A 24,454-nucleotide genomic window follows, 5' to 3' on the forward strand; every position below is an offset into this window, starting at 1 on the left:
TTCCACAACCGTGGGGGGAAGGGCGCTGTCGGCGCTCGGTGTTGTACGGGGGGTTGGGGAACTTGAGCACTGTACGGTTCGCGCGTAGAGCGCGTCGGGATGCGCCGCGCGCACCCGGTGGTGAAGTGAGTCTGCAGGCACCGCCCGATATTCCGAGAGCCACACCGGGCAATCTGCTCATGAAGCTGCTGCCGCTGGTGATGGTTGCGGCGATGATCGGCATGGTCGCGCTCATGTTCGGCTCAGGTATGGCACGCAGTCCCATGGCCCTGGTCTTTCCGCTGATGATGATGGTGTCGATGATCGGCATGCTTGCCAACGGTGGTCGCGGAGGCGGAGCGAAAACTGCCGAGGCGAACGAGGATCGCAAGGACTACCTGCGCTACCTCGATACCCTTCGCAGCGACGTCGCCGAAACCGGCTCGGCGCAGCGTCGCGCACTCGAGTGGACTCACCCGGATCCGGCGCTGTTGTGGACCCTCGTCGGGACGGTCCGGATGTGGGAACGCCGCACGACCGACGCCGACTTCTGCCACGTGCGGGTGGGCCGGGGCGGACAGCGACTCGCCACGAAGCTGATCGCTCCCGAAACCGGTCCGATCGAGGATCTCGAACCCGTTGCCGCGGTGTCGTTGCGCCGATTCGTGCGTGCGCACTCGGTGGTACCCGCACTCCCGACGGCCGTATCGCTACGGGGATTCGCGTCGGTCGGTATCGGCGGAGACCGTGAGGCGGCGCAGCAACTTGCGCGTGCGATGCTCGCGCAGCTGTGCACCTTCCACGCACCCGACGTGCTCCAGGTCGCAGTGATCTGCGGACCGGACACCGCCGCGGAGTGGGAGTGGGTCAAGTGGCTTCCCCACGCCCAGCATCCGGAGGCACGCGACGGTGCCGGCAGTACTCGCATGCTGTTCGGTTCCGTCCTCGAACTCGAGACGGTCCTCGGCGTGCACCTGTCCGCACGTGGACGGTTCGTCCGCAATACCCCCGCCGTCGATGGGGTGCCGCAGCTGCTGATCGTCATCGACGGTGGGGTCTCCGGGTCCGGGACCGGACTGCTCGACGACGGGCTCGACTCCGTGACCCTGCTCGACCTCTCCGGGTTCGCCCCGCGGCTCGCGGCACTTCGTGGGCTGCAACTCGTTGCGGAGGACGGCCGACTCGGGGCGAGAACGGGCAGCTCGGTGGAGACGTTCGCAGAAGTGGACGGGATCAGTGCCCCACAATCGCAGGCCCTGGCGCGACGACTCGCCCCGTACCGTGCCGCAACTCAGCTCGCAACGGACGACGGTGCCGATGACGGCAGCATCGAGACATGGCAGGACCTGCTCGGACTCGGCGACATCGCGCGTCTCGATCCGCAGCAGGCATGGGCGCTGCGATCCGGGCGCGACAGGCTGCGGGTGCCGATCGGTGTCGGTGCGGATGGCGCACCGGTCGAGATCGACCTGAAGGAATCCGCCGAGAACGGCATGGGTCCGCACGGACTGTGCATCGGCGCGACGGGTTCGGGAAAGAGCGAGTTCCTGCGGACACTCGTGCTCGGTCTCGTCGCGACGCACTCACCCGATGCACTCAATCTCGTGCTCGTCGACTTCAAGGGTGGTGCGACCTTCCTGGGGCTCGATCGGAGCCCCCACGTTGCGGCGGTCATCACCAACCTCTCCGACGAACTCGCGATGGTCGAGCGGATGAAGGACGCACTCGAAGGGGAGATGAATCGCCGGCAGGAACTGCTGCGAGCGGCCGGCAATTTCGCGAACGTCGGTGACTACGAGAAGGCGCGCGTCGCAGGTGCTCCGCTGGCGCCACTGCCTGCATTGTTCATCGTCGTCGACGAGTTCTCCGAACTGCTGTCCCAGCAGCCCGAGTTCGCCGATCTCTTCGCGGCGATCGGCCGCCTCGGCAGGTCGCTGCACATGCACCTCCTGCTGGCGAGCCAGCGACTCGACGAAGGAAAGCTACGCGGTCTCGACAGTCACCTGTCGTACCGGATCGGATTGAAGACATTCTCCGCGAACGAATCCCGGAGTGTCCTCGGAGTTCCGGATGCCTACAACCTGCCTCCGACACCGGGTGCCGGCTACCTCAAATGTGATTCGGCCGAAATCGTGCGCTTCGACGCGGCCTACGTGTCGGGACCCTACGAACCGGGCCGTCCGGCGCGTCGGACTCGGGCGGCAGCCGCCGGGACTCCGGGTCCGCGGGTGTTCACGGCGCGAGACGTACCCGTTGATCGCGGTGTTCCACTGCCGCCGCCGACGGTCGGCGACCCGCCTCCGGGCTCCGCGCCGAACCCGTCCGGGGGTGGCCGCAGTGTCCTCGACGTCGTCGTCGGCAGGGTCCGCGGGCACGGCACGCCCGCACACGAGGTGTGGTTGCCGCCGCTCGACGAGTCCCCGAGCCTCGATATGGTGTTGTCGCACTCGCTCCTCACCGGAGATCTCCTGCGCCGGTCCACCTTGCGCACGACGATCGGGATCGTCGACCGGCCCTTCGAACAGCGTCGAGACCCTCTGGTCGTCGATCTGTCGGGGGCCGCAGGCAACGCGATCGTGGTCGGAGGTCCGCAGTCGGGGAAATCGACATTGCTGCGCACCTTGATCATGTCGATGGCCGCCACCCACACGGCCGGACAGGTGCAGTTCTACTGCCTCGATTTCGGGGGCGGCACCCTTGCCGGGCTCGCAGGTCTCCCACATGTCGGCTCCGTGGCGAATCGCCTCGCAGCAGACCGGGTCCGTCGTACCGTCGCGGAACTCATGGGTTTGCTGCGGCGGAGAGAACGACAGTTCGGCGAATGGGGCATCGAATCGATGTCGCAACTGCGCCGCTTGCGCTCCGACGGAGCGCATCATGTCTCCGCCGATCCGTTCGGCGATGTCTTCCTCGTGATCGACGGCTGGCCCAGCATCCGGGAGGATTTCGAACCACTCGAGCAGAGTATCGGCGTACTGGCATCGCGCGGGTTGTCCTACGGAATTCATGTCGTGATCAGCGCTCCGCGGTGGTGGGATGTCCGACCTGCATTACGCGATCACCTCGGAACCCGCCTCGAACTCCGTCTCGGCGACCCGGCCGATTCGGAATACGGGCGTAAGAGAGCGGCACTGGTGCCCGAGGGCAGACCCGGCCGGGGTATCGATCGGGACGGACTTCACGTGTTGGCCGCACTGCCACGGTTCGACGGCAGCTCCGCCATCGACGATCTCGGTGAGGGCGTCGCCGCCGCAATCGCCGGAATCACTGCCGCAACTCCGGATGGCCACGCGCCTGCGGTCCGGATGCTTCCCGAGGAAATCGACAGAGCGGCCGTTCTCGCAGCGCTTCCCGACGGATGGCCGGTACCGATCAGCGCACCGGTCGCACAGCGATTGTGTGTGCCGATCGGAATCGACGAAGCCGAGCTCGCGCCGGTGGTCCTCGATTTCGCCGACAGCCCGCACCTGCTGGTGTTCGGCGACTCCGGATGTGGGAAGACCGCGCTGCTCCGCGGGATCTGCCGGAGCCTCATGGAGTCGAACACCGGTGCACAGGCACGGATCATCGTGGGGGACTACCGCCGGACCATGCTCGGGGTCGTCGAAGGCGACCATCTCGGCGGTTACGCGCCGGGCGCGTCCGTCCTGTCCGCCATGACCACCGAACTCGCCGGGATCTTCGAACGTCGACTCCCGGGAGCCGACACCACACAACAGCAGCTGCGTGACCGATCGTGGTGGGCGGGCCCCGAAGTGTTCGTCATCGTCGACGACTACGACCTGGTTGCGTCATCCGGCCAGAACCCGTTGACGCCGTTGCTCGACTATCTGCCGCAGGCCAAGGACATCGGTCTGCACCTGATCATCGCGCGGCGCGCGGGCGGAGCGGGCCGCGCGCTGTACGAACCGGTCATCGCACGGCTGCGTGAACTGTCCACCCCCGGCCTGGTCATGAGTGGGAGTCGCGACGAAGGCGCGCTGGTAGGAACGGCGAGACCCGGACCGATGCCGCCCGGTCGCGGAATTCTCGTGCGACGCAACGGTAACGAACTCGTCCAGACGGCATGGCTGCAACAGTCGTGAGCGTGGATGTACTGGGGCTCCACATCGGGGCGACCGGCGTGTGTGTACGCCGGGCCGAGCGCATCCGGCATGTGCCTGCCTTTGCCGCGAGGCTGGGCGACGGGTGGGTCTTCGGAGACGCTGCGTCGGCGCTCGGGCCGACCGATGTGCTGGACCCGGTCCGGGCAGTCGACTCCGCCGAGTTACTGACGGGCCTGGTGCGTTATGCAGCTGCCGCGGTCGGCGCGTCCCCCGACACGGGAACTGTCGTCGCAGTGCATCCGACGAAGTGGAGTGCGCGGCGCCGCGACGCGCTGTACACCGCCGCGCGGAGTGTCGCACGCAATGCGGAGTTGGTTCCGGCTGCGGTCGCTGCATGTGCCGCAGTCGAGGTGGATGCGGACGCGCGATGTGTGACCCTCGAAGTCACGTCGGACGGGGTCACCGCGACCTCGTTCGAACCGATTCGCGGCGGACGGGCTGTGATCGACCGTGTTGCGAGGAATCCGGACCTGGCGGCACAGGAGGTGGATTCGGACGACGGTGCGTCTCGTCTCAGGTCTCTGATCGAATCGGTCTCCGGACGTATCGATCCGGATGTGCTGTTGGTGACGGGGATTCCAGGTGAGTCTGCGGGCGTCGAACTGTGCGGTCGGTTGGCCGCGCGGATCGGACGTGGGATCAGGGTCGTGCCGGTCGCGGCCTCGGAAATGCTTGCGCCACTCACCGGAATACCCGAGCCGAGTACTGCGCGGGTCGCGGCACCCGAGACCGAGGGCGAGTGGTCCACCGCACAGTGGTTGCAGGACGTCCGTGCACCCATGCCCGAGCCATCACGTGCACCCAGATTCGGGTGGGTGATCGCTGGCGCAATGATCGTGGTCGTCGTGGTGGCCGCGATGGTGTTCACCTCGGGTGATGAGGGCACCCACGGGGTGGTCGCGGAAAGGGGTGTTGCCGAGAGCACGGAGACCGTCCGGACCGAACCGTCCGACGACGCACCGGCCACGGCCTCGCCGGATCCGGATGAAACCGCCTTCACCACGATCGACCTCGGTCCTGTACGCCTGGACCTCCCGTCGTACTGGCGCATACGTGATTCCGGTGTGCAGGATCCGGGAAGGACTGAACTCCTGCCGGATTCGGGCCCGGACCGCAGGATCGTGGTCGTGTACTCACAACTCGCGGACGGGATGAATCAGGATGCGGTGGCGCGGAGTCTCGCGGCCCGCGCGATGGAGCGCAGCGAAGTCATCCGAGATGTGGACCCGGACACGCGCTTCGGTGACCGCCCGGTCATCTCTTACGTCGAGGTGCCCGACGAGTTCTCCACGGTGAGGTGGTCGGTCGTCGTCGTGCCAGGCCTGCAGATTTCTATCGGCTGCCAGTTCCTCGCCGACGAATGGACCGGAATCAGAAGTGAATGCGAGCAGGCCGTCCACACAGTGGAGCCGGTGTGAAGAAACTGTCGACGTAGTTCGGATCTAGTGGAACCGATCCGGTGCGGGCTGCGTCGAATCAGATGTAGGGGCGAAGCGGTCGGACCAACGGGGGCCGAGACAACTGCGACGCAGAGCAATGGAGGGGTAGACGATGAGTGAGGGCGAAACCGGCAGCGGGCAGCTCCAAGTAGATCCGGTCGTCTTGGGAATGACGGCGGACCGGCTCGACGATTCACGCGAGAACCTCGGGGGTGTGGTGACGGCGCTCGGCAACAGGATTGCGAGTTCGTCCGGGGATTGGACAGGCGATGCGAACCGTGAGTTCGGTCGGATCATGGAGCGCTGGAACCACAATGCGAGGAAGTTGGACGATGCCCTCCTCGAGATCGTCGAGCTCGTCCGCAATGGCGGTAACCGTTACGCCGCCCAAGAAGACGAACACGCCAACGAAGTTGCCAAGGTCGCGGCGAACAACGATTCAGCGCTCAACGGATCCTTCTGACTCGGTGCTCGAACGCGCTGATCACTGAACACCCGACCACGGTCGGCCACTGAATGAAGACGAGGAGCACATAAATGTCCGATGGTCAGTTGGGCTACAACTTCGAAGGTATCTCCAATCTTCGAACCGGAATCTCCGGGGTCAACAATGAGATGACCGCGATTCTCGACGGCATCGTGGCGGAGGTGAAACCTCTGGCGGAGAGCTGGCAAGGCGAGGCCGCGGGGGCTTATCTGGATTGCCAGCGGCGCTGGGATCAGGCGATAGACGGGCTGAACCAGGTGTTGGCCGAGGTCGGCATTGTCGTCGGGAGGGGCGGCGAGAACATGCAGATGGTCAACCATGCGATCGGGCGGTCCTTCCCCGGCAGGTGATGTCCGCTGCCATGTGAGTGGCAGGGGTACACCGCACGATGTCCCGGTGGTGGAGAGGCCACCGGGACATCGAGATTTCCGGCAGGCATGATGGACGTGTTTTGACCCGGTAGCTGGGGGACGGGTATTGTGTGCGATCGGCGTGTCGCACGCTGTCGTAGCCACGTGCGCGGCAAGCGTCGTCTCTCGGGTCTCAACTGGCCGCCGAGGACGACTATGCGCGGCGCGCGGGCCAGCAACAAGACGATAGACGAGGAAGATCTGTGTCTACGTACACACCGAAAGCCGGCGACCTGACCCACCAGTGGCATGTCATCGACGCCACTGACGTGGTGCTCGGTCGCCTCGCGGTGCAGGCGGCGAACCTGCTCCGTGGCAAGCACAAGCCCACCTTTGCCCCGCACGCCGACGGTGGTGACTTCGTCGTCATCATCAACGCCGACAAGGTTGCCATCTCCGGCAACAAGCGCGAGGGCAAGTTCCTCTACAGCCACTCCGGTCACCCGGGTGGTCTCCGCGCTCGTTCCGTGGGCGAGGTTCTCGAGAAGAACCCCGACCGCCTCGTGGAGAAGGCCGTCACCGGCATGCTCCCGAAGAACAAGCTCGGCCGCGCCATCGCCAAGAAGCTGAAGGTGTACGCGGGCCCGAACCATCCCCACGCCGCGCAGCAGCCGGTGCCGTTCGAGATCAAGCAGGTGGCCCAGTGACGGCGCCGGAGGAGCAGAGCGTGAATCCCGAAGAGTTCGCTGACAACGTCGACGTCGACAACGTCGAGGTTGCCGCGGACGAATACGTGGCCGAGGAGGTTGCCGAGGAGTTCGTCGAGGCAGTCGTCGAGCCGATCGTGTTCGATCGCCCGATCCAGACCGTCGGCCGCCGTAAGGAGGCAGTCGCTCGCGTCCGCCTCGTGCCGGGCACCGGCAAGTTCGTGCTCAACGGTCGCACCATCGAGGATTACTTCCCGAACAAGGTGCACCAGCAGCTCGTGAAGTCGCCGCTGGTGACCGTCGAGCGCAGCGAGTCGTTCGACATCCACGCGCGCCTGCACGGCGGCGGACCGTCCGGCCAGGCCGGCGCTCTGCGTCTCGCTATCGCGCGTGCGCTGATCGAGGTCACCCCCGAGGATCGCCCGTCGCTCAAGCGCGCCGGCTTCCTCACGCGTGACCCGCGTGCGACCGAGCGTAAGAAGTACGGTCTCAAGAAGGCCCGTAAGGCACCCCAGTACTCCAAGCGCTGATGTGTCGCCGACGCTGACCCTGTCAGCCTCGGCACCTGTTCGGCCACGAGAGCAGGCGCCGGTAGAGAATTACTACCGGTCGCCTGCTTTCGTGCATTCTGATTCCGACGACAGCGCTCGTGGCGGTTTGTCTTCCGAAGGCTCGAAGTGAAGGACGTGTGTATGGCCCGGTTGTTCGGCACGGACGGGGTTCGCGGGATGGCGAACGGCGGTCTGACGGTGGAATTGGCGATGCAACTCGCAGGGGCGGCTGCGACCGTGCTCGCGCCCGGCCATGACGGTCGTCGTCCGGTCGCGGTGGTGGGTCGCGATCCGCGTGCCAGCGGCGAGATGCTCGAAGCTGCAGTCACAGCGGGGCTGGCCGCAGCCGGTGTCGACGTCGTATCGGTCGGAGTGCTGCCCACTCCGGCGGTCGCGTATCTCACCGGTGAGTACGCTGCGGATCTCGGCGTGATGATCTCGGCGTCGCACAACCCCATGCCGGACAACGGAATCAAGATCTTTGCCACGGGCGGTCACAAGCTCGACGATGCCGCCGAGGATCGGATCGAGGCGGCATTGCGCGACGGAACGACTCCGGCACGGCCGACCGGGGCCGGTGTCGGAAGGGTTCGGCCCGCCGACGACGCTGCAGATCGTTATCTGGCACACCTCGCGAGTGCGACGACTGTGTCGCTCGAAGGTGTGACGGTCGTTGTCGACTGCGCGCACGGCGCGGCGTCGCACGTCGGTCCCGCAGCCTATGCAGCCGCCGGCGCCAGAGTGATTGCGATCAGCGCAGAACCGGACGGTCTCAACATCAACGACGGCTGCGGGTCGACGCATCTCGATTCCCTGCAGAGAGCTGTGGTCGAGCACGGCGCCGACCTCGGTCTCGGACATGACGGCGACGCGGACCGCTGCCTCGCGGTCGATGCGTCCGGAGCCGTCGTGGACGGCGACGCGATCATGGCGGTGCTGGCACTGAGCATGCGAGACCGCGGTGAGCTGCGCGAGGGCACGCTGGTCGCGACAGTGATGAGCAATCTGGGCCTGCACATAGCGATGCGGGAGTCCGGTATCGAGGTCGTGACCGTCGGAGTCGGCGACCGGTATGTGCTCGAGGAACTGCGTCGCGGCGGATTCTCCCTCGGAGGCGAGCAATCCGGGCACATCGTCTTCCCCGCGCACGGCACGACCGGCGACGGCGTCCTGACCGGGCTGCGGTTGATGGAACGGATCGCAGCGACCGGTACGTCCCTGACAGACCTTGCCGCGGTGATGCGATCGCTCCCGCAGGTCCTCGTCAACGTCCCCGTATCCGACAAAGCAGCGGTCGCTGCGAACCGGGCGGTTGCGGATGCTGTTGCGGAAGCCGAACGGGAACTCGGCGCCACCGGGCGAGTGCTGCTGCGCCCGTCCGGCACCGAACAGCTCGTACGCGTCATGGTCGAGGCTTCAGAGGACACTCACGCGCAGGCGGTTGCCGATCGACTGGCCAAGGTTGTCGCCGGCGTCTGAACGATCGTCGTACCGAAGGCCGGTCGATTCTCTTCGACGGTGAGGGAACCGGATCGTCCTGCGCTGCGTCCAACTCTGTGACGGTGTCGACCGACACGTGAAGGAGTGGACGTGGAGCCACGATCCGAACTGTATTTCGACGGCCTGTATTTCGACGACGCAGCGGTCAGAGCTGTCGTTACGACGGTGACCGGTTCCGCGGTGGCCGCGGACCGGGGATGTCGTCGTGCCCTCGGTGCACTGGAATTCGGGCCTCGGTGTGCCGGGGAGAGATATCGATCGCGTGGGGTGGCCGTCGAAGACGGGTACCAGCGCCTACGTCGTGCCCTGGACGAGTGGACTGCGGCGACCAACCGCTGTTCCGACGCTGCAGCAGAAGCAGCGGACGGATACCACGACCAGGAACGGGCCACACTCGGCGCACTGCGCGACATCCGGACGGGCCTCGCTCGGTGAGTTCACCGAGCGTAGGTCTGGTCGAGTTGCTCGAAGCCGGTGCCCGCGGTCTCGACTTCTTCGCCGCCTACCTTCCGCGCGCCCACCGCGTCGGTATCGCCGGGCGCGTCACCGTCGACGGTCTGCGCGGCCGCTACGACGAGCAGAACGGGCTCGACGTGTCGGTACTCGCGGACGACGCGACCGCACTGACCCGGCTTTCGGCCGATCTGGAGAGCCGAGTCGAGGAGCAGACGGACGGGGTACGCGCATTACGCTCCGCGTGGCGCGGCGACGCCGGCGACCTGGCCCGCGACGATCTGGAACGAGCCGTGCAGCGCGGTGCGATGCTGTCCGACGCGGTGTACGCGCTGGCCCGCGCGTGTAGGGACGCCGTCGAAGGCATTACCTGTGCGGTGAACGAGAAGTCGTATGCGATCGGATCGTTCGCGGACACGTCGGTCGAGGGCCGGACCCCCGAGGACATCGACACGATCATCGCGGGCGCGCGCGGCGACACGGAGGGCCCCACCGCCGAGCAGGTGGCGCTGTGGTGCGCTGAAGCCGGCATGCCCGCTACCGGGCCGGACATTGCAGGTCCGGACGGCGTCGCGGCGTGGTGTACGCGATGGCTGCACGAGGTGTTCGCACCGACGATTCAGGCACGAATCGATCGGTTCATCGAGGTGTGCGATATCGCCGACGCCGCGGTCGACGAGCACCTCGCCGCGGTTGCCCGGGCGTTCGACCTGCTCGAAACACCGGCACCGGCGTCCGAGTCGGCGAGGCACCTGGGAGGTGGCTCCCGTGGTACCGACGACGACACGGCCGGCGGACCGGGCGACGTCCTGCGAGAGGCGGCCCATCTGGTGGACGCCGGGCGAGAATTGGTCGAGGCCGTCGTGGATCTGACCGGCGCGGTCGCCGATCTCGCGACGACAGCGGTGGAGGGAGCGACCGCCTTCACCGAGGCCGTCACGTTCGGTATCGTCGCGTGCAACGTCGAAGATTCAGCGCCCTCACCGGTCCCGGCGGCACCGACCGACCCGGCTCCGACAGACCCGGCAGCACCGACCGAATTCGTGCCGGATTCGGCGGAGCGAGCCTCTGCTCCGCAGCCGGTGCCCACCACACCCCCGGAGCTCCCTTCCTCGGAGAACCGTTCCTCCGGGACAGTGCTCTCGGGCAGCACAGTGCCCTCGGAGGGTTATTCGCCCGACGGCGCGAGGCTGCCGTCCGGTCCCGTGCTCGCTCAGGTACCGATCGGCGGCCGAGCGGCCCACCGTCGTACGGAAGCGAACGCCGGTGCCGCGACCACCGACCCCGAAGCAGAGCCGCGCGCGGACGATGGCGACGGGGTCGTGCTGGCCGAGGCCGGCCCGCTGTGACCCTCCCAGCCCCTAGCTGCTGAGCAGCTTGTTGAGTCGGCTACCGAGATCCTGCTCGACAAGAGAGGGATCCGTGATCACAGTGGAGCCGGGGACCTCGGCGGTGGGGTCGGCGAACGCCGCGTAGGTCTTGTCGTCGGTGAGGCGATTCAGGAGGAATCCGGTCAGCAGAGCCCGGGTGCGCTCCTGCGTCTTCCGCTCGGCCCCACCGAACCCGAGTGCCCCGAGCAGACGGCGGCCCTCGACGAGCCCTTGGTCGTCGGCGCCGTCGACGACGCGTAGTTGCAGATCCTCGCCACCCCACTTCTGGGCCACCGACACCGCGTCGCTGTTCATCGATCCGAAACTCTTCTCTCCGACGAGCACCAACCCGGGTGCCGCGACGCGAGCAGCGGCCTCGGCTGCGGAGGGAGTGGTGGGGGCGGGGTAGAGCGCCGCGACAGCGCCCACCCTGCGCTGCGCCGCACCCAGGATCGCGGCACCGGCACCCAGACCGTGTCCGACGAGGGCCAGACGGTGCGGGTGCACGCTGATGCGACCGGTACCCAGGCGGACACCGGTACAGATGTCGAGGGTGGTCAGCAGATCGGTGGCCAATCCGATGGAGGAGGGGACAGGCCCGCGTTCGGTGCCGGGCGCTGCTGCCACGATCCCCCACGACGCGAGGTGTTCGAGCAGCCCGGAATACCTGCTCACTCCGGTCAGCCAGCCGTGACCGAACGCCACCGCGGGAAGGTTGAAGCCCTCCGCAGGGGTGTAGACGATGCCGGGGAGACCGGCGAGCGCGAGGTCGCCGCGCAACACCGTGTGCGGGCCGCGCTTCGAGAGTTGCCGAGCCAAGGATTTCAGGTTCGCCGCCACGGCGAGAACGTTAGCCGATCGACGTGGAAGACGGGTGCGGTGATCGGGATACGCGTCCCGCAGCGGTCCTGTGTAGCGCTTGCCACCTGGTCACCAGCGCGTTGTCGATGAGCCGACCCTGCCAAGTACCCTGCTAACCATGTGCGGAATCGTGGGGTATGTCGGGCACCGCCGTGCCCTCGACGTCGTGGTGGAGGCCCTTCGGCGGATGGAGTACCGAGGCTACGACTCGGCCGGTATCGCCGTTCTCGACGGCGCCGGTGGGCTCGCCGTCGAACGTAAGGCCGGTCGGCTCGCGAACCTCGAAGCGGAACTCGCCGAGATCGGTGAGGACCGGTTCGACGGTACGGCCGGGATGGGACACACGCGATGGGCGACGCACGGTCGCCCCACCGACCGCAACGCGCATCCGCATCGCGATGCCGGCGGCCGGCTCGCGGTGGTCCACAACGGCATCATCGAGAACTTCGCGCCGCTGCGCGCCGAACTCGAAGCGGCCGGTATCGAACTGGAATCGGACACCGACACCGAGGTCGCGGTGCACCTGGTCGCGCGCGCGTACGCCGAGGGGCCCACGGCCGGTGATTTCGTGGAGAGCGCCCGCAGTGTGCTGCGCCGCCTCGAAGGCGCGTTCACGCTGGTGTTCGTGCACGCCGATCATCCCGGGACGATCATCGCGGCCCGACGCTCGACGCCGCTGGTCGTCGGTGTCGGAGACGGGGAGATGTTCATCGCCTCGGATGTCGCGGCGTTCATCGAGTTCACCCGCAACGCCGTCGAGCTGGGCCAGGATCAGGTCGTGGTGATCACGAAGGACTCGTACGAGGTCACCGACTTCGACGGCAACACCGACGTGCCGACGCAGCCGTTCACCATCGACTGGGATCTTGCGGCCGCGGAGAAGGGCGGCCACGACTACTTCATGCTCAAGGAGATCGAGGAGCAGCCCGCCGCGGTCGCTGACACGTTGCGTGGGCATTTCGTCGACGGCCGGATCGTGCTCGACGAGCAGCGCCTGTCGGATCAGGAATTGCGCGACATCGACAAGGTGTTCGTCGTCGCGTGTGGCAGCTCGTATCACTCGGGTCTGGTGGCGAAGTACGCGATCGAGCATTGGACGCGGCTGCCCGTCGAGGTCGAGCTGGCTTCGGAGTTCCGGTACCGGGATCCGGTGCTGGACCGGTCGACGCTGGTGGTGGCGATCTCGCAGTCGGGGGAGACCGCCGACACGCTCGAGGCGGTGCGGCACGCGAAGGATCAGAAGGCGCGGGTGCTGGCGGTGTGCAACACCAACGGTGCGCAGATTCCGCGTGAGGCCGATGCGGTGTTGTACACGCGGACCGGTCCGGAGATCGGGGTGGCGTCGACGAAGGCGTTCTTGGCGCAGATGGCGGCGAACCTGCTGGTGGGGTTGGCGTTGGCGCAGGCGCGGGGCACCAAGTATCCCGATGAGGTGGCGCGCGAGTATCAGGATCTCGAGGCGATGCCCGCGAAGATCGAGCAGTTGCTGCTCGGGATGGAGCCGGTGCGGGAGTTGGCGCGGGAGCTGGCGGCGTCGCCGGCAGTGTTGTTCCTGGGACGGCATGTGGGGTATCCGGTGGCGCTCGAGGGTGCGCTCAAGCTCAAAGAGTTGGCGTACATGCACGCGGAGGGGTTCGCGGCCGGTGAGCTCAAGCACGGGCCGATCGCGTTGATCGAGGACGGGTTGCCCGTGATCGTCGTCATGCCGTCGCCCAAGGGGCGTGCCGTTCTGCACAGCAAGTTGCTCAGCAATATTCGGGAGATCCAGGCGCGTGGCGCGGTGACGGTGGTGATCGCGGAGGAGGGTGACGAGACGGTGCGTCCGTTCGCGGATCATCTCGTGGAGATCCCGGCGTCGCCGTCGTTGCTCCAGCCGTTGTTGTCGACCGTGCCGTTGCAGGTGTTCGCTGCGGAGGTCGCGCAATCGCGCGGGTACGACGTGGACAAGCCCCGTAACCTCGCCAAGTCCGTCACCGTGGAATAGAGCACCACGGATAGTCACGAGAAGCACAGGCCGAGCGACCGGGAGCCCCGATGCGCAGCTACTACCCGTGTGAGCAGATACGCGCCGCGGAGGCGCCGCTCCTGGCAGCCCTGCCCGAGGGCACGCTGATGCGCCGAGCATCATATGGGCTCGCACGGGTGGTGGCCGAGGAACTCCACGCACGCACCGGCGCCGTTGCCGGCCGGACGGTGACGTTGCTCGTAGGTTCCGGCGACAACGGCGGCGACGCGCTGTGGGCCGGCGTGTACCTCCGTCGGCGCGGGGTCGGCGTGACAGCACTGTTGCTCACCCCGGATCGCGCGCATCCCGCGGGACTCGCAGCACTACGCGCCGTCGGGGGCCGCACGGCATCGGCGATACCAGAGCATCTCGGCGATCCCGACCTCGTCCTCGACGGCATCGTCGGAATCTCCGGTCACGGTCCGTTGCGCCCGGCTGCGGCCGCTCTCGTCGACGCGATCACCGCACCGATCGTCGCAATCGACACCCCGAGCGGCGTCGACCCGGACACCGGCGCGATCGACGGTCCGGCAGTGACCGCGGATCTGACAGTCACGTTCGGCGCCCGGAAACCCGTGCACATTCTCGCGCCTGCGCGGTGCGGCCGCGTCGAACTGATCGACATCGGTCTCGATCTACCGCCGGCCGACCTGGTGTCGGCGGAGCCCGCCGAATTGGGCGCGATCTGGCCGGTCCCCGGTGCCGACGACGACAAGTACAGCCAGGGCGTGGTCGGCATCGTGGCAGGCAGCGCGCGATATCCGGGAGCCGGGGTGCTGTGCACGGGTGCCGCAGTGACCGCGACTTCCGGCATGGTGCGCTACGTCGGGAGTGCGGCATCGGAGGTGCTCGCGCGCTATCCGGAGGTCGTCGCGGCCCCGACATTCGACGCTGCAGGTCGGGCACAAGCATGGGTGGTCGGACCGGGCGGTGGCACCGGCGCGCAGGCCGAGACGACGCTGCGCGATGTTCTGGCGACCGGTCTGCCGGTACTCGTCGACGCCGACGGCCTGACGATCCTCGCGCGCAACCCGTCACTCGTGCGGGGTCGCTCTGCGCCGACACTGCTGACCCCGCACGCCGGAGAGTTCGCGCGGCTCACCGGCACCGATCCGCAGCCCGACCGGGTCGCTGCCGTACGGGCCCTCGCCGCGGACTGGCAGGTGCATGTGCTGCTCAAAGGCCGCGTAACGCTGATCGCCCGCCCCGACGGACACACGTTCGCCAACGACGCGGGTGGATCGTGGGCGTCGACTGCGGGCGCCGGTGACCTACTGGCCGGGATCGTGGGGGCGTTGATGTCGTCGGGCATGCCGATCGGCCTTGCTGCGGCGGTCGGTGCACGCGCCCACGCACTTGCGGCGAATCTCGCAGCACGCGGCGAGGACGGCGAGAGTGCCGGGACCGCACCGGTATCGGCGAGCATCATCGCCGGATATCTCCGTGCCGCGGTGCGCATTCTGCGGACCCACGCATCCGAATCGTGATCGGACACACCCGGGCTCCCTGACAGCACCGATCGCCGCGGTGGCAGGATCAATCCATGTGACCGCCCTACAACGCACCCCGTCCACCGGCCGCCGATCGATTCCCCAAGCGGAAGCGATCATCGATCTGGACGCGGTCGCTCACAACGTCAGGCGCCTTCGGGAGTACGCCGGCGACGCCGCGGTCATGGCGGTTGTCAAGGCCGACGCCTACAACCACGGTGCCGTGCCCGTCGCGCGCGCCGCGCTCGCGGCCGGCGCACGCGAACTGGGCGTCACCACTCTCACCGAGGGGCTCGAGCTGCGCGCTGCCGGAATCGACGCGCCCGTGCTGTCGTGGCTGCACACCGTCGACGCCGATTACGCACCCGCGATCGCGGCGGGAATCGAACTCGGTGTGTCGTCGCCGCGGCACCTCGCGGCCATTGTCGCGGCGGCCGAGAGCATCGGTGAAACGGCGGTCATCACCGCGAAGGTCGACACCGGACTCAACCGCAACGGCGTAGCACACGACGAGTGGCCCGAATTCGTGCGGGACGTCGCCCGCGCGCAGGCGGCCGGAGCGGTGCGGCTGCGAGGACTGTTCTCACACCTTGCCCACGGCGATGAACTCGGTCACCCCGAGATCGATTCACAACGAGACAGGCTCCACCAGGCCGCCGATGATCTCCGGCGGGTGTCGTTGCCCCCCGAGGTTGTTCATCTGGCGAACTCTGCGGCCACCGTTACCCGCCCCGACCTGCGATTCGACATGGTTCGGCCCGGAATTGCGATATACGGGCTGACGCCGATCCCCGAGCAAGGCGATTTCGGGTTCCGGCCGGTGATGACACTGCGATCGAGAGTGGCGCTGGTGAAGAGGGTTTCTGCAGGTTCGGGCGTGTCGTACGGGCACCGCTGGATCGCCCCTGCCGACACGACCGTCGCCCTTCTGCCGATGGGGTATGCAGACGGGATCCGCCGCAATCTCAGTGGCCGGATCGACGTTCTCCTCGGCGGGCGTCGACGTCCCCAGCTGGGCCGCGTGTGCATGGACCAGATCGTCGTCGACCTCGGCCCGGACGGTGGGGGAGTACAGGAGGGCGACGAAGCGTTGTTCTTCGGTGACGGACGTCTCGGAGAATCCGGAGCCCAGGACTGGGCCGAACTCCTGGACACGATCAACTACGAGATCGTGACCGGGATCGGTGGCCGAACCGTCCGCACCTATATAGGTGGCGAAGGAGGCGAGTTGCGATGACGCTGATGGGTCGAATGGGTCTGCTGGGCGCGAGCCTGGTGACGCTTGCATCATCCGCAGGGCTGTACGCCGTGCGGAGCGCCGGGATGCCTGCACACGAGCTGTATCGGGACGAGGATTTCGACGCCGTTCTCCGTCTACCGAAGGGGATCGTCATGACAGATGACGGTGTCCCTCTCGTCGTGCGCGAATCCGGATCGTCACGTGCTCCGCTGACCGTCGTTTTCGTGCACGGCTACTGCCTGCGCATGCAGTCGTGGCATTTGCAGTATCGGCACGTGCTCGAGCGGTGGGGCGAGGACGTCCGGATGGTGTTCTACGACCAGCGCGGCCACGGCGAGTCCGGCATGCCCGACCCCAAGTCGTGCACCATCGCTCAACTCGGACGAGACCTCGGCCGGGTCATCGACGAGACGATCCCCGGCGGGCCGGTCGTGGTGATCGGACATTCGATGGGCGGCATGACGACGATCGCGCTGGCGTCGCAGCGCCCCGATCTGTTCGAGTCCCGGATCGTGGGGGCGGGGTTGCTTGCGACCACCGCGGCGGGTCTCAGCCGGACCGGGCTCGGCCGGAATCTCGAGAACCCCGTCATCGATGCCTTTCGATATGCGGCGCGAACCGCGCCCGGATTCGTGCAGGCGGCACGCGGTATGGCGCGTGCGGTCGTCACGCCGATACTGCGCGCGGCGTCGTACGGGACGGTGGTCAGTCCGCGCCTCGTCGCGTTGTCGGATCGGATGCTCGACGAGACCTCGGTAGTGACGATCGTGAACTTCCTACGCACCCTCGAACTGCACGACGAATCCGCTGCGCTGTCCGTGCTGGGTTCGGTGCCGTCACTCGTGCTCTGCGGCGACGCCGACATGGTGATTCCGTTCGCGAGCTCCGAGAAACTCGCCGAGGCGCTCCCCGGATCCGAACTCAAGCGGGTTCGCGGCGGTGGGCATCTCGTGCAGTTCGAGTTCCCGGAGGTCGTCAACCGTGGGATCGACCGGCTGATCCAGCGGGGCTTCGCACATGACATCTCGACGAGGCGAGCCGCAATTGTCTGATTCCGCACGCCACATCGAATTGCCGACCGTCGAGGACACCGAGGCGTTCGGGCGCCGACTCGCCCGAGACCTCCGGGCCGGCGACCTCGTAGTCCTCGATGGTCCACTCGGGGCCGGCAAGACCGCGTTGACCAGGGGGCTCGCAGACGGCCTCGGGGTTCAGGGCCGTGTGACGTCGCCGACGTTCGTCATCGCCCGCGAACACCGGCCGGGGCCGCGTGACGGTGCACCACCGGTGGGGCTGATCCATGTCGATGCATACCGACTGGGCGACGGCCCGAACGCCCTCGACGAACTCGATGCACTGGACCTCGACACCGATCTCGGTGCGGCCGTCGTCGTGGTCGAGTGGGGCGGAGGGCTCGTCGAGAAGCTCACCGACCGGCACCTGCGGGTGCGATTGCGTCGTGATCCCGAGTCCGATGTGCGCCGGGCGGAGTGGGCCTGGGTCGACTGACCGGCGCTGAGGTCCTGGCAGGACAGCGGACCGGGTATCCTGGTGAATCGTGCTTGTGCTCGCCGTCGATACCTCAACACCCGTGGTGACCTCGGGTCTCGTCCGACTCGGCGATGAGGGAGACGCAGCCCACATCTCCACGCTCGCCGTGCGACTGACCGACAATCCTCGTGCTCACGCGGAGATCCTCACCCCGCAGATCCTCGAGTGCCTCGAGGAGGCCGGATACCTACCGGCCGACCTCGACGCGATCGTCGTGGGTGTCGGGCCGGGGCCGTTCACCGGGTTGCGGGTCGGGATGGTGACCGCCGCGGCATTCGGCGATGCCCTCGGGATTCCGGTCCACGGTGTCTGCAGCCTCGATGCGATCGCGCAGGACGTGCACGATCAAGCAGCCGGCGGCGGCGATCTGCTCGTGGTCACCGACGCGCGGCGTCGGGAGGTGTACTTCGCTCGGTACGACGGATCCCGGAGTCGTGTCGAGGGCCCCGATGTCCGCAAGCCCGCCGAGGTGCCGTCCGTACCGTCGCGCCGGGTCGCGGGATCGGCCCAGCATGTCGACCTGTTCGAACTTCCCTCGGTGCCCGTGTATTCACCGTCGCCCGCAGGTCTGGTTGCTGCGGCTTCGGTCGATCTGCGCGCGGCGACGGATCCTGAGCCGCTGGTGCCGCTGTACCTGCGCCGCCCCGATGCCGTTGCCACCGCGGATCGTCGTCGCACATGAGCGTGCTCATCGACGCGCTCCGCGGCGACGACGTGGGCAGGTGCGCAGAACTCGAGACCCTGCTGTTTCCCGGAGACGACCCGTGGAGCGCCGACGCGTTCCGTTCAGAACTCGCCTCGCCCCACAATCACTATGTCGCTGCACGCGACGAATCGGGCTCTCTCCTCGGCTACGCCGGGCTGGCACGGCTCGGCACCGGGGTCGACCCGGAGTCCGAGGTACATACGATCGGCGTCGACCCCGGCTCGCGGCGACGCGGGATCGGCAAGGCTCTGCTGACCGAATTGCTGCGTGTCGCGGATCGGTGGGGTGGCCCGGTTTTCCTCGAGGTCCGCACCGACAACGACGCGGCAATCGCGTTGTATCGACGCGAGGGTTTCGAGGTCGTGGGGACGAGGAAACGTTACTACCAGCCGAGTGGGGCCGATGCATACACGATGCGCCGCCCGGATCGGCGAGAGGAGCCACGACCATGACCGGACCGATCGTGATGGGGGTCGAGAGTTCGTGCGACGAGACCGGCGTCGGTATCGTCCGTTTCGCCGGTGACGGCACCCTCGAACTTCTCGCCGACGAGGTGGCCTCGAGCGTCGACGAGCACGCCCGCTTCGGTGGCGTGGTTCCCGAGATCGCATCCCGAGCGCACCTCGAGGCGATGGTACCCACGATGCAGCGGGCGCTCGCCTCGGCCGGTATCGCCAAGCCCGACGCGGTATGTGTCACGATCGGCCCCGGATTGGCGGGTGCACTTCTCGTCGGAGTTGCCGCAGCCAAGGCGTATGCAGCAGCGTGGAACGTCCCCTTCTACGCGATCAACCATCTTGCCGGCCATGTCGCCGTCGACACGCTCGAGCACGGACCGATGCCGCCGTGCGTCGCGCTCCTGGTCTCGGGCGGGCACACCCATCTGCTGCATATCGAAGACTTGAGCAAGCCGATCGTCGAACTCGGCACCACCGTCGACGATGCGGCGGGCGAAGCCTTCGACAAGGTCGCGCGACTGCTCGGACTCGGTTATCCCGGAGGCCCGGAAGTCGATCGACTCGCGAGAGAAGGAGACCGGACCGCTGTGGTGTTCCCGCGCGGTATGACAGGGCCGCGAGATGCCCGCAACGACTTCTCGTTCTCCGGGCTCAAGACGGCCGTGGCGCGGTTCGTCGAAGCGAAGGAGCGCGCCGGTGAACCGGTGCCGGTCGCCGATGTTGCTGCGGGATTCCAAGAGGCCGTGGCCGACGTGCTCACGATGAAGGCTGTGCGGGCGGCCCGTGACGTCGGTGTCGACACGCTGGTGCTCGGCGGGGGCGCGACAGCGAACACACGGCTGCGTGAGCTCGCCGAGGAACGCTGCGCGGAGGCCGGCATGACCCTGCGTGTACCCCGACCACGGCTGTGCACAGACAACGGCGTGATGATCGCAGCTCTGGGCGCGCATCTCATCGCGGGTGGAGCGACCCCGTCGTCTCTGTCCGTGGGGACGGATCCGGGGCTGTCGGTATCGGTGGCGCAGGTGTCGGCCTGAGTCTCGGCCGACAGGGCGACTACTCCTAGCCGGTCGTCGTCGAGGTGTCCGAGGTTGCCGGATCCTCACCGGTGCTGCTCTCGGTTGCCGATCGTTCCTCGATGGTCGGTGTCGGCGAGTTCAGTCCGGGCGAGTTCAGTCCCGGCGAGGTCGTCAGCGCTGGGGTGGACGGCTCTGGTGTGATGCCCGGTTCCGGCTCGGTTGTGTCTGTGGGATCGGTCGGAGTCGTGGGTTCCGTGGGCTCGGTTGTGTCTGTGGGGTCCGTCGGAGTCGTGGGGTCGGTCGGGGTTGTGGGGTCGGTCGGATCTGTCGGTTCCGTGGGGTCGGTCGGACTTGTGGGGTCCGTCGTGACTGTGGGATCGGTCGGGTCCGTGGGGGTCGGCGTCGGAGACGTCGTCGAGTGCCATCTGTCGGTGGTTTCGTCCGGCGACGCCTCGAGCGTCTGCACCTGATCGATCGGGGTCGGGGTGGCCGTGGGGCCGCCGTTCGATACCGGGATGTCCGTCGGCTGAACGGTCGACGGTGGCGGAGCCGGAAGTGGCGTTCCGTCGAGGTCGCCGTCAGTGGTCTCCGTCGGAGACAGCGACGGGTCGGGATCGGACGACGGGATGTCGGTCTCGCTCGGGTTCACCGGCTGGGCCGGGTCTTCCGTGACGACGACGCCGTTGGTTCCGGCAGGAGACACCGGTGTACTGGCGGACCGGTCGGTGAACTTGTCGGTGGCGAATCCCGCGACAACCGCGGCAAGCACGAGTGCCGCCGCCACGGCACCCGACATGCGCGCTCCGGCCGACCCCGTGGACGCGTTCGCGGAGCCGACGACGTCGTAGCCGCCGAACTGCGCGGATCCCGACAGGTGCGCGGCGCCCTGGGCGGCTGCGGACGCCGGTTCAGGGACAGTGATGACGTGACCGTCGAAACTGGAGGTGACGGCGGTGACCAAGGCCGGAACCGCCGCGGTACCGCCGACGAGGGCGAGGGTGCGCGGACGCGGCAACGCCTGGGTCGTGACCTGGTGGGTGAACGTGGCAGCGGTCGCGGAGAGATCGGCGGCGAGCGCCGCGAGATCGGCGCGTGTCAAGGTCACCGATGCATCGGGCCCCGCTTCGGCAATGTCGATCCGGGTTCGCTCGGAAGTGGTGAGCACTTCCTGGGCGCCCTGGCAGCGTGCCTTCAGTAGTGCGGGATCAACCGGCATACGCGTTCGCATGCGGTTGGTGGCGCGGTGGACGTGGTCGTAGATCACGGTGCCGACCGCATTGCCGCTGACGTCCTCTGTACGTGCAGATCGCAGTACGGTGCCGGATCCCTGATCGAGGACCGAGACGGTGGTGCCGGACGCGCCCATGTCGGCGATGGCGACCGAGCCGGGCTCGCTGCGCACTCCGACGGTGCGGAGGTATGCGAGAAGAGCGGTGGTCTCGGGAACGAGTCGCACGAGTTTTCCGCGGCGCTCCGCGGCGGTGCGGATGGCGTCTGCCTGCTCTTCGGTGCGGTAGGCGACGGTGACGGCGTCGGGGACCGGTTGATCCACGACCTGTGTGGTCATCAATGAGATTGCATCGAAGACGAGATCGCCGACATCACGGTGCCGGCCGGAATCGACCGCCAGCCTGCGGTACTCGGACGTGAGCCCGGTGGCAGTGTCGACGAGCAGGGCAGCGCCGACGCCGGAGGCGCCGACGGAGATCCCTAGCGACGTTGGCATTGTTCACCTCTCGTGCGTGACTGATGACCGCTGAGGCAAGGGTCGCTCGCCGTCGTGGTCACCGAATGGTCACGCTCTCGGTTTCCGTTATTGAACCGTAACATGTGAGGCGCTCTGTTCGCTTTGCGCGTGTCAGCACCCGCAACCCTTGAGCGCTGGCACTCGCATGTATAGAGTGCTAGTGACACCGAGCGCCGGCCCGGCACCCGCGACGACGGGACTGCGCGAGGAGTCACTCTGGTGACTGAACAAACCCGAGTTCGAGGACGACGAGAGCCTCGGACCCAAGTACCCCTGAAAGTGGAGGGCTCATCGTGGCGAGCGTGAACATCAAGCCGCTCGAGGACAAGATCCTCGTCCAGGCCAATGAGGCTGAGACGACGACTGCCTCCGGCCTGGTTATTCCTGATACGGCGAAGGAAAAGCCCCAGGAGGGCACCGTCGTCGCCGTCGGCCCCGGCCGCTGGGTCGAGGATGGCGACAAGCGCATCCCGCTGGATGTCAAGGAAGGCGACGTCGTCATCTACAGCAAGTACGGCGGAACCGAGATCAAGTACGCCGGCGAGGAGTACCTGATCCTTTCGGCCCGCGACGTTCTGGCTGTCGTCGCAAAGTAGGCCGCAACAGTTCCGCCCCGGAGTTCCGTAACGGACCCGGGGCGGAGTCCGTTGGGGATCATCCGAACCCAGGAGTAGTCGGAGAACATGTCCAAGCAAATCGAGTTCAACGAAACCGCGCGCCGTGCTCTCGAGCGTGGTGTCGATCAGCTCGCCGACGCCGTCAAGGTCACCCTCGGCCCCCGTGGGCGGCATGTGGTGCTCGCCAAGGCGTTCGGCGGCCCCACAGTGACCAACGACGGTGTCAGCATCGCCCGTGAGATCGAGCTGGAGGATCCGTTCGAGAACCTCGGCGCTCAGCTCGTGAAGAGCGTCGCCACCAAGACCAACGACGTTGCAGGCGACGGCACGACCACCGCGACGGTCCTCGCGCAGGCGATCGTCAAGGCCGGTCTGAAGAACGTGGCGGCGGGTGCCAACCCCATCGCACTCGGCGTGGGGATTTCCAAGGGAGCCGAGAAGGTTTCCGAGGCGCTTCTCGCTGCCGCGACTCCCGTCGAGGGAAAGACGGCGATCGCCCAGGTTGCCACTGTGTCCTCGCGTGATGCGGAGATCGGCGAGATGGTGGGCGAGGCCCTCACCGTCGTCGGCGAGAACGGTGTGGTGACGATCGAGGAATCCTCGACCCTGAGCACCGACCTCGTCGTCACCGAGGGAGTTCAGTTCGACAAGGGTTTCCTGTCGCCGTACTTCATCACCGACGTCGACACTCAGGAAGCAGTCCTCGAGGATGCCCTCGTGCTGCTGTACCGCGAGAAGATCAGCTCGCTGCCCGACTTCCTGCCGTTGCTCGAGAAGATCGCAGAATCGGGTAAGCCGGTCCTGCTCATCGCCGAGGACATCGAGGGTGAGCCGCTCTCGACCCTGGTGATCAACTCGATCCGCAAGACTCTCAAGGCCGTCGCGGTGAAGGCTCCGTTCTTCGGTGACCGTCGCAAGGCGTTCCTCGACGACCTCGCGGTCGTGACCGCCGGTACCGTGATCAACTCCGACATCGGTCTGTCCTTGAAGGAGGCCGGACTCGATCTGCTCGGCTCGGCTCGGCGTGTCGTGGTGACGAAGGACAACACCACGATCGTCGACGGTGCAGGCTCGGCCGAGGATATCGAGAACCGCGCAGCTCAGCTCCGTCGCGAAATCGAGAACACCGATTCCGATTGGGATCGGGAGAAGCTCGAGGAGCGGCTCGCCAAGCTCGCGGGTGGAATCGCCGTCATTCAGGTCGGTGCTGCCACCGAGACCGATCTGAAGGAACGCAAGTTCCGCGTCGAAGATGCGGTCAATGCCGCGAAGGCTGCCGTCGAGGAAGGCATCGTCCCCGGCGGTGGTTCTGCACTGGTGCAGGCATCGCTGGCGCTTGCCGAGCTCGAGGACTCGTTGTCCGGCGACGAGGCAACCGGTGTCGCAGTGCTGCGGACCGCCCTCACCGCACCGCTGTACTGGATCGCTTCGAACGCCGGCCTCGATGGTGCTGTCGTGGTGAACAAGGTGTCCGAGGCGCCCAAGGGGCACGGATTCAACGCGGCCACCCTCACCTACGGTGACCTGATCGCCGACGGTGTCGTCGACCCGGTGAAGGTGACCCGCTCCGCGGTCGTCAACGCTGCTTCCGTGGCACGGATGATTCTGACCACCGAGAGCGCAATCGTGGAGAAGCCCGAGCCGGTCGAGGACGACGGCCACGGGCACGGACACGCTCACTAGGTATCGCGGGTCCCTCGGCCGGCTCCGAGGGGTCACGATGCGCGAAGCCCCGCACGGATTTCTCCGTGCGGGGCTTCGTCGTATCCCAGTGCAGTCCATCGCTGTATCGGCGGGGCCGTCACCCCCGCAGCGGGC

21 protein-coding genes are annotated in these 24,454 nt (G+C 67.2%); 19 read left to right on the plus strand and 2 right to left on the minus strand.

Annotation, left to right across the window (positions count from 1 at the left end; genetic code table 11):
- Window positions 1-62 precede the first annotated feature (62 nt).
- The 9 genes from eccCa (at window position 63) to ACZ46K_RS14270 (ending at window position 10,921) form a co-directional block, all read left to right on the plus strand.
- Window positions 63-4,064 carry a type VII secretion protein EccCa gene (eccCa, locus tag ACZ46K_RS14230; RefSeq protein ID WP_464748842.1) on the plus strand — a complete coding sequence of 1,334 codons (4,002 nt, stop codon included), beginning with the start codon at window positions 63-65 and terminating at the stop codon, window positions 4,062-4,064.
- On the plus strand, window positions 4,046-5,503 hold the full coding sequence (locus tag ACZ46K_RS14235) for a type VII secretion-associated protein (RefSeq protein WP_464748844.1): 1,458 nt from the start codon (window positions 4,046-4,048) through the stop codon (window positions 5,501-5,503). The genes eccCa and ACZ46K_RS14235 overlap by 19 nt, the downstream gene beginning before the upstream one ends.
- A gap of 133 nt (window positions 5,504-5,636) precedes the next feature.
- Window positions 5,637-5,987: a WXG100 family type VII secretion target gene (locus ACZ46K_RS14240; protein WP_464748846.1), complete on the plus strand. Its 351-nt coding sequence runs from the start codon at window positions 5,637-5,639 to the stop codon at window positions 5,985-5,987.
- Window positions 5,988-6,061: 74 nt separating this feature from the next.
- Window positions 6,062-6,361 carry a WXG100 family type VII secretion target gene (locus ACZ46K_RS14245; RefSeq protein ID WP_054806973.1) on the plus strand — a complete coding sequence of 100 codons (300 nt, stop codon included), beginning with the start codon at window positions 6,062-6,064 and terminating at the stop codon, window positions 6,359-6,361.
- 263 nt (window positions 6,362-6,624) lie between these two features.
- On the plus strand, window positions 6,625-7,068 hold the full coding sequence (gene rplM, locus ACZ46K_RS14250; protein ID WP_054806972.1) for a 50S ribosomal protein L13: 444 nt from the start codon (window positions 6,625-6,627) through the stop codon (window positions 7,066-7,068).
- On the plus strand, window positions 7,065-7,598 hold the full coding sequence (gene rpsI / locus ACZ46K_RS14255) for a 30S ribosomal protein S9 (protein ID WP_464748848.1): 534 nt from the start codon (window positions 7,065-7,067) through the stop codon (window positions 7,596-7,598). Before rplM ends, rpsI begins: the two co-directional genes overlap by 4 nt.
- Window positions 7,599-7,760: 162 nt before the next feature.
- Window positions 7,761-9,098 carry a phosphoglucosamine mutase gene (gene glmM / locus ACZ46K_RS14260; protein WP_464748850.1) on the plus strand — a complete coding sequence of 446 codons (1,338 nt, stop codon included), beginning with the start codon at window positions 7,761-7,763 and terminating at the stop codon, window positions 9,096-9,098.
- A 111-nt stretch (window positions 9,099-9,209) separates the two neighbouring features.
- Complete coding sequence (locus ACZ46K_RS14265) at window positions 9,210-9,554, plus strand: hypothetical protein (RefSeq protein WP_464748852.1); 345 nt, start codon at window positions 9,210-9,212, stop codon at window positions 9,552-9,554.
- Entirely contained in the window at window positions 9,551-10,921 is a 1,371-nt protein-coding gene (locus ACZ46K_RS14270; protein ID WP_464748854.1) for a hypothetical protein, read from the plus strand. Before ACZ46K_RS14265 ends, ACZ46K_RS14270 begins: the two co-directional genes overlap by 4 nt.
- A 12-nt stretch (window positions 10,922-10,933) precedes the next feature.
- Here the strand turns inward: ACZ46K_RS14270 and ACZ46K_RS14275 are convergent, their stop codons facing one another.
- Window positions 10,934-11,782, minus strand: coding sequence for a dienelactone hydrolase family protein (locus tag ACZ46K_RS14275; RefSeq protein WP_464748856.1), 849 nt, complete (start codon window positions 11,780-11,782; stop codon window positions 10,934-10,936).
- Window positions 11,783-11,921: 139 nt separating this feature from the next.
- On the opposite strand from ACZ46K_RS14275, the gene glmS reads away from it, so the two are divergent.
- The 8 genes from glmS to tsaD are packed head-to-tail and all read left to right on the plus strand — an operon-like array spanning window position 11,922 to window position 20,290.
- Complete coding sequence (glmS, locus tag ACZ46K_RS14280; protein WP_054807850.1) at window positions 11,922-13,787, plus strand: glutamine--fructose-6-phosphate transaminase (isomerizing); 1,866 nt, start codon at window positions 11,922-11,924, stop codon at window positions 13,785-13,787.
- A 50-nt stretch (window positions 13,788-13,837) separates the two neighbouring features.
- Window positions 13,838-15,295 carry an NAD(P)H-hydrate epimerase gene (locus tag ACZ46K_RS14285; RefSeq protein ID WP_464748859.1) on the plus strand — a complete coding sequence of 486 codons (1,458 nt, stop codon included), beginning with the start codon at window positions 13,838-13,840 and terminating at the stop codon, window positions 15,293-15,295.
- 58 nt (window positions 15,296-15,353) lie between these two features.
- Window positions 15,354-16,535, plus strand: a complete 1,182-nt coding sequence (alr, locus tag ACZ46K_RS14290; protein WP_464748861.1) for an alanine racemase — start codon at window positions 15,354-15,356, stop codon at window positions 16,533-16,535.
- A complete protein-coding gene (locus ACZ46K_RS14295; protein WP_054810715.1) occupies window positions 16,532-17,590 on the plus strand; it encodes an alpha/beta fold hydrolase in 1,059 nt (352 codons plus the stop codon). The genes alr and ACZ46K_RS14295 overlap by 4 nt, the downstream gene beginning before the upstream one ends.
- Window positions 17,583-18,047 carry a tRNA (adenosine(37)-N6)-threonylcarbamoyltransferase complex ATPase subunit type 1 TsaE gene (tsaE, locus tag ACZ46K_RS14300; protein WP_464748863.1) on the plus strand — a complete coding sequence of 155 codons (465 nt, stop codon included), beginning with the start codon at window positions 17,583-17,585 and terminating at the stop codon, window positions 18,045-18,047. The genes ACZ46K_RS14295 and tsaE overlap by 8 nt, the downstream gene beginning before the upstream one ends.
- A 49-nt stretch (window positions 18,048-18,096) precedes the next feature.
- Window positions 18,097-18,771 carry a tRNA (adenosine(37)-N6)-threonylcarbamoyltransferase complex dimerization subunit type 1 TsaB gene (gene tsaB / locus ACZ46K_RS14305; protein WP_464748865.1) on the plus strand — a complete coding sequence of 225 codons (675 nt, stop codon included), beginning with the start codon at window positions 18,097-18,099 and terminating at the stop codon, window positions 18,769-18,771.
- Complete coding sequence (rimI, locus tag ACZ46K_RS14310) at window positions 18,768-19,247, plus strand: ribosomal protein S18-alanine N-acetyltransferase (protein ID WP_464748866.1); 480 nt, start codon at window positions 18,768-18,770, stop codon at window positions 19,245-19,247. Before tsaB ends, rimI begins: the two co-directional genes overlap by 4 nt.
- Window positions 19,244-20,290, plus strand: a complete 1,047-nt coding sequence (gene tsaD, locus ACZ46K_RS14315; RefSeq protein ID WP_054807798.1) for a tRNA (adenosine(37)-N6)-threonylcarbamoyltransferase complex transferase subunit TsaD — start codon at window positions 19,244-19,246, stop codon at window positions 20,288-20,290. The genes rimI and tsaD overlap by 4 nt, the downstream gene beginning before the upstream one ends.
- A 25-nt stretch (window positions 20,291-20,315) precedes the next feature.
- Here the strand turns inward: tsaD and ACZ46K_RS14320 are convergent, their stop codons facing one another.
- Complete coding sequence (locus ACZ46K_RS14320; RefSeq protein ID WP_464748868.1) at window positions 20,316-21,998, minus strand: Hsp70 family protein; 1,683 nt, start codon at window positions 21,996-21,998, stop codon at window positions 20,316-20,318.
- A 314-nt stretch (window positions 21,999-22,312) separates the two neighbouring features.
- On the opposite strand from ACZ46K_RS14320, the gene groES reads away from it, so the two are divergent.
- Entirely contained in the window at window positions 22,313-22,615 is a 303-nt protein-coding gene (gene groES, locus ACZ46K_RS14325; RefSeq protein WP_054807539.1) for a co-chaperone GroES, read from the plus strand.
- Window positions 22,616-22,702: 87 nt separating this feature from the next.
- On the plus strand, window positions 22,703-24,319 hold the full coding sequence (gene groL / locus ACZ46K_RS14330; protein WP_464748870.1) for a chaperonin GroEL: 1,617 nt from the start codon (window positions 22,703-22,705) through the stop codon (window positions 24,317-24,319).
- Window positions 24,320-24,454 lie beyond the last annotated feature (135 nt).

This window comes from Rhodococcus sp. JCM 9793, assembly GCF_055380405.1.

Coding starts and splice junctions, on each gene's coding strand:
- ACZ46K_RS14235 (WP_464748844.1), top strand. CDS start 4,046: ATGGCTGCAACAGTCGTGAGCGTGGATGTACTGGGGCTCCACATCGGG.
- ACZ46K_RS14240 (WP_464748846.1), top strand. CDS start 5,637: ATGAGTGAGGGCGAAACCGGCAGCGGGCAGCTCCAAGTAGATCCGGTC.
- ACZ46K_RS14245 (WP_054806973.1), top strand. CDS start 6,062: ATGTCCGATGGTCAGTTGGGCTACAACTTCGAAGGTATCTCCAATCTT.
- glmM (WP_464748850.1), top strand. CDS start 7,761: ATGGCCCGGTTGTTCGGCACGGACGGGGTTCGCGGGATGGCGAACGGC.
- glmS (WP_054807850.1), top strand. CDS start 11,922: ATGTGCGGAATCGTGGGGTATGTCGGGCACCGCCGTGCCCTCGACGTC.
- ACZ46K_RS14285 (WP_464748859.1), top strand. CDS start 13,838: ATGCGCAGCTACTACCCGTGTGAGCAGATACGCGCCGCGGAGGCGCCG.
- ACZ46K_RS14295 (WP_054810715.1), top strand. CDS start 16,532: ATGACGCTGATGGGTCGAATGGGTCTGCTGGGCGCGAGCCTGGTGACG.
- rimI (WP_464748866.1), top strand. CDS start 18,768: ATGAGCGTGCTCATCGACGCGCTCCGCGGCGACGACGTGGGCAGGTGC.
- tsaD (WP_054807798.1), top strand. CDS start 19,244: ATGACCGGACCGATCGTGATGGGGGTCGAGAGTTCGTGCGACGAGACC.
- ACZ46K_RS14320 (WP_464748868.1), bottom strand. CDS start 21,998: ATGCCAACGTCGCTAGGGATCTCCGTCGGCGCCTCCGGCGTCGGCGCT.
- groL (WP_464748870.1), top strand. CDS start 22,703: ATGTCCAAGCAAATCGAGTTCAACGAAACCGCGCGCCGTGCTCTCGAG.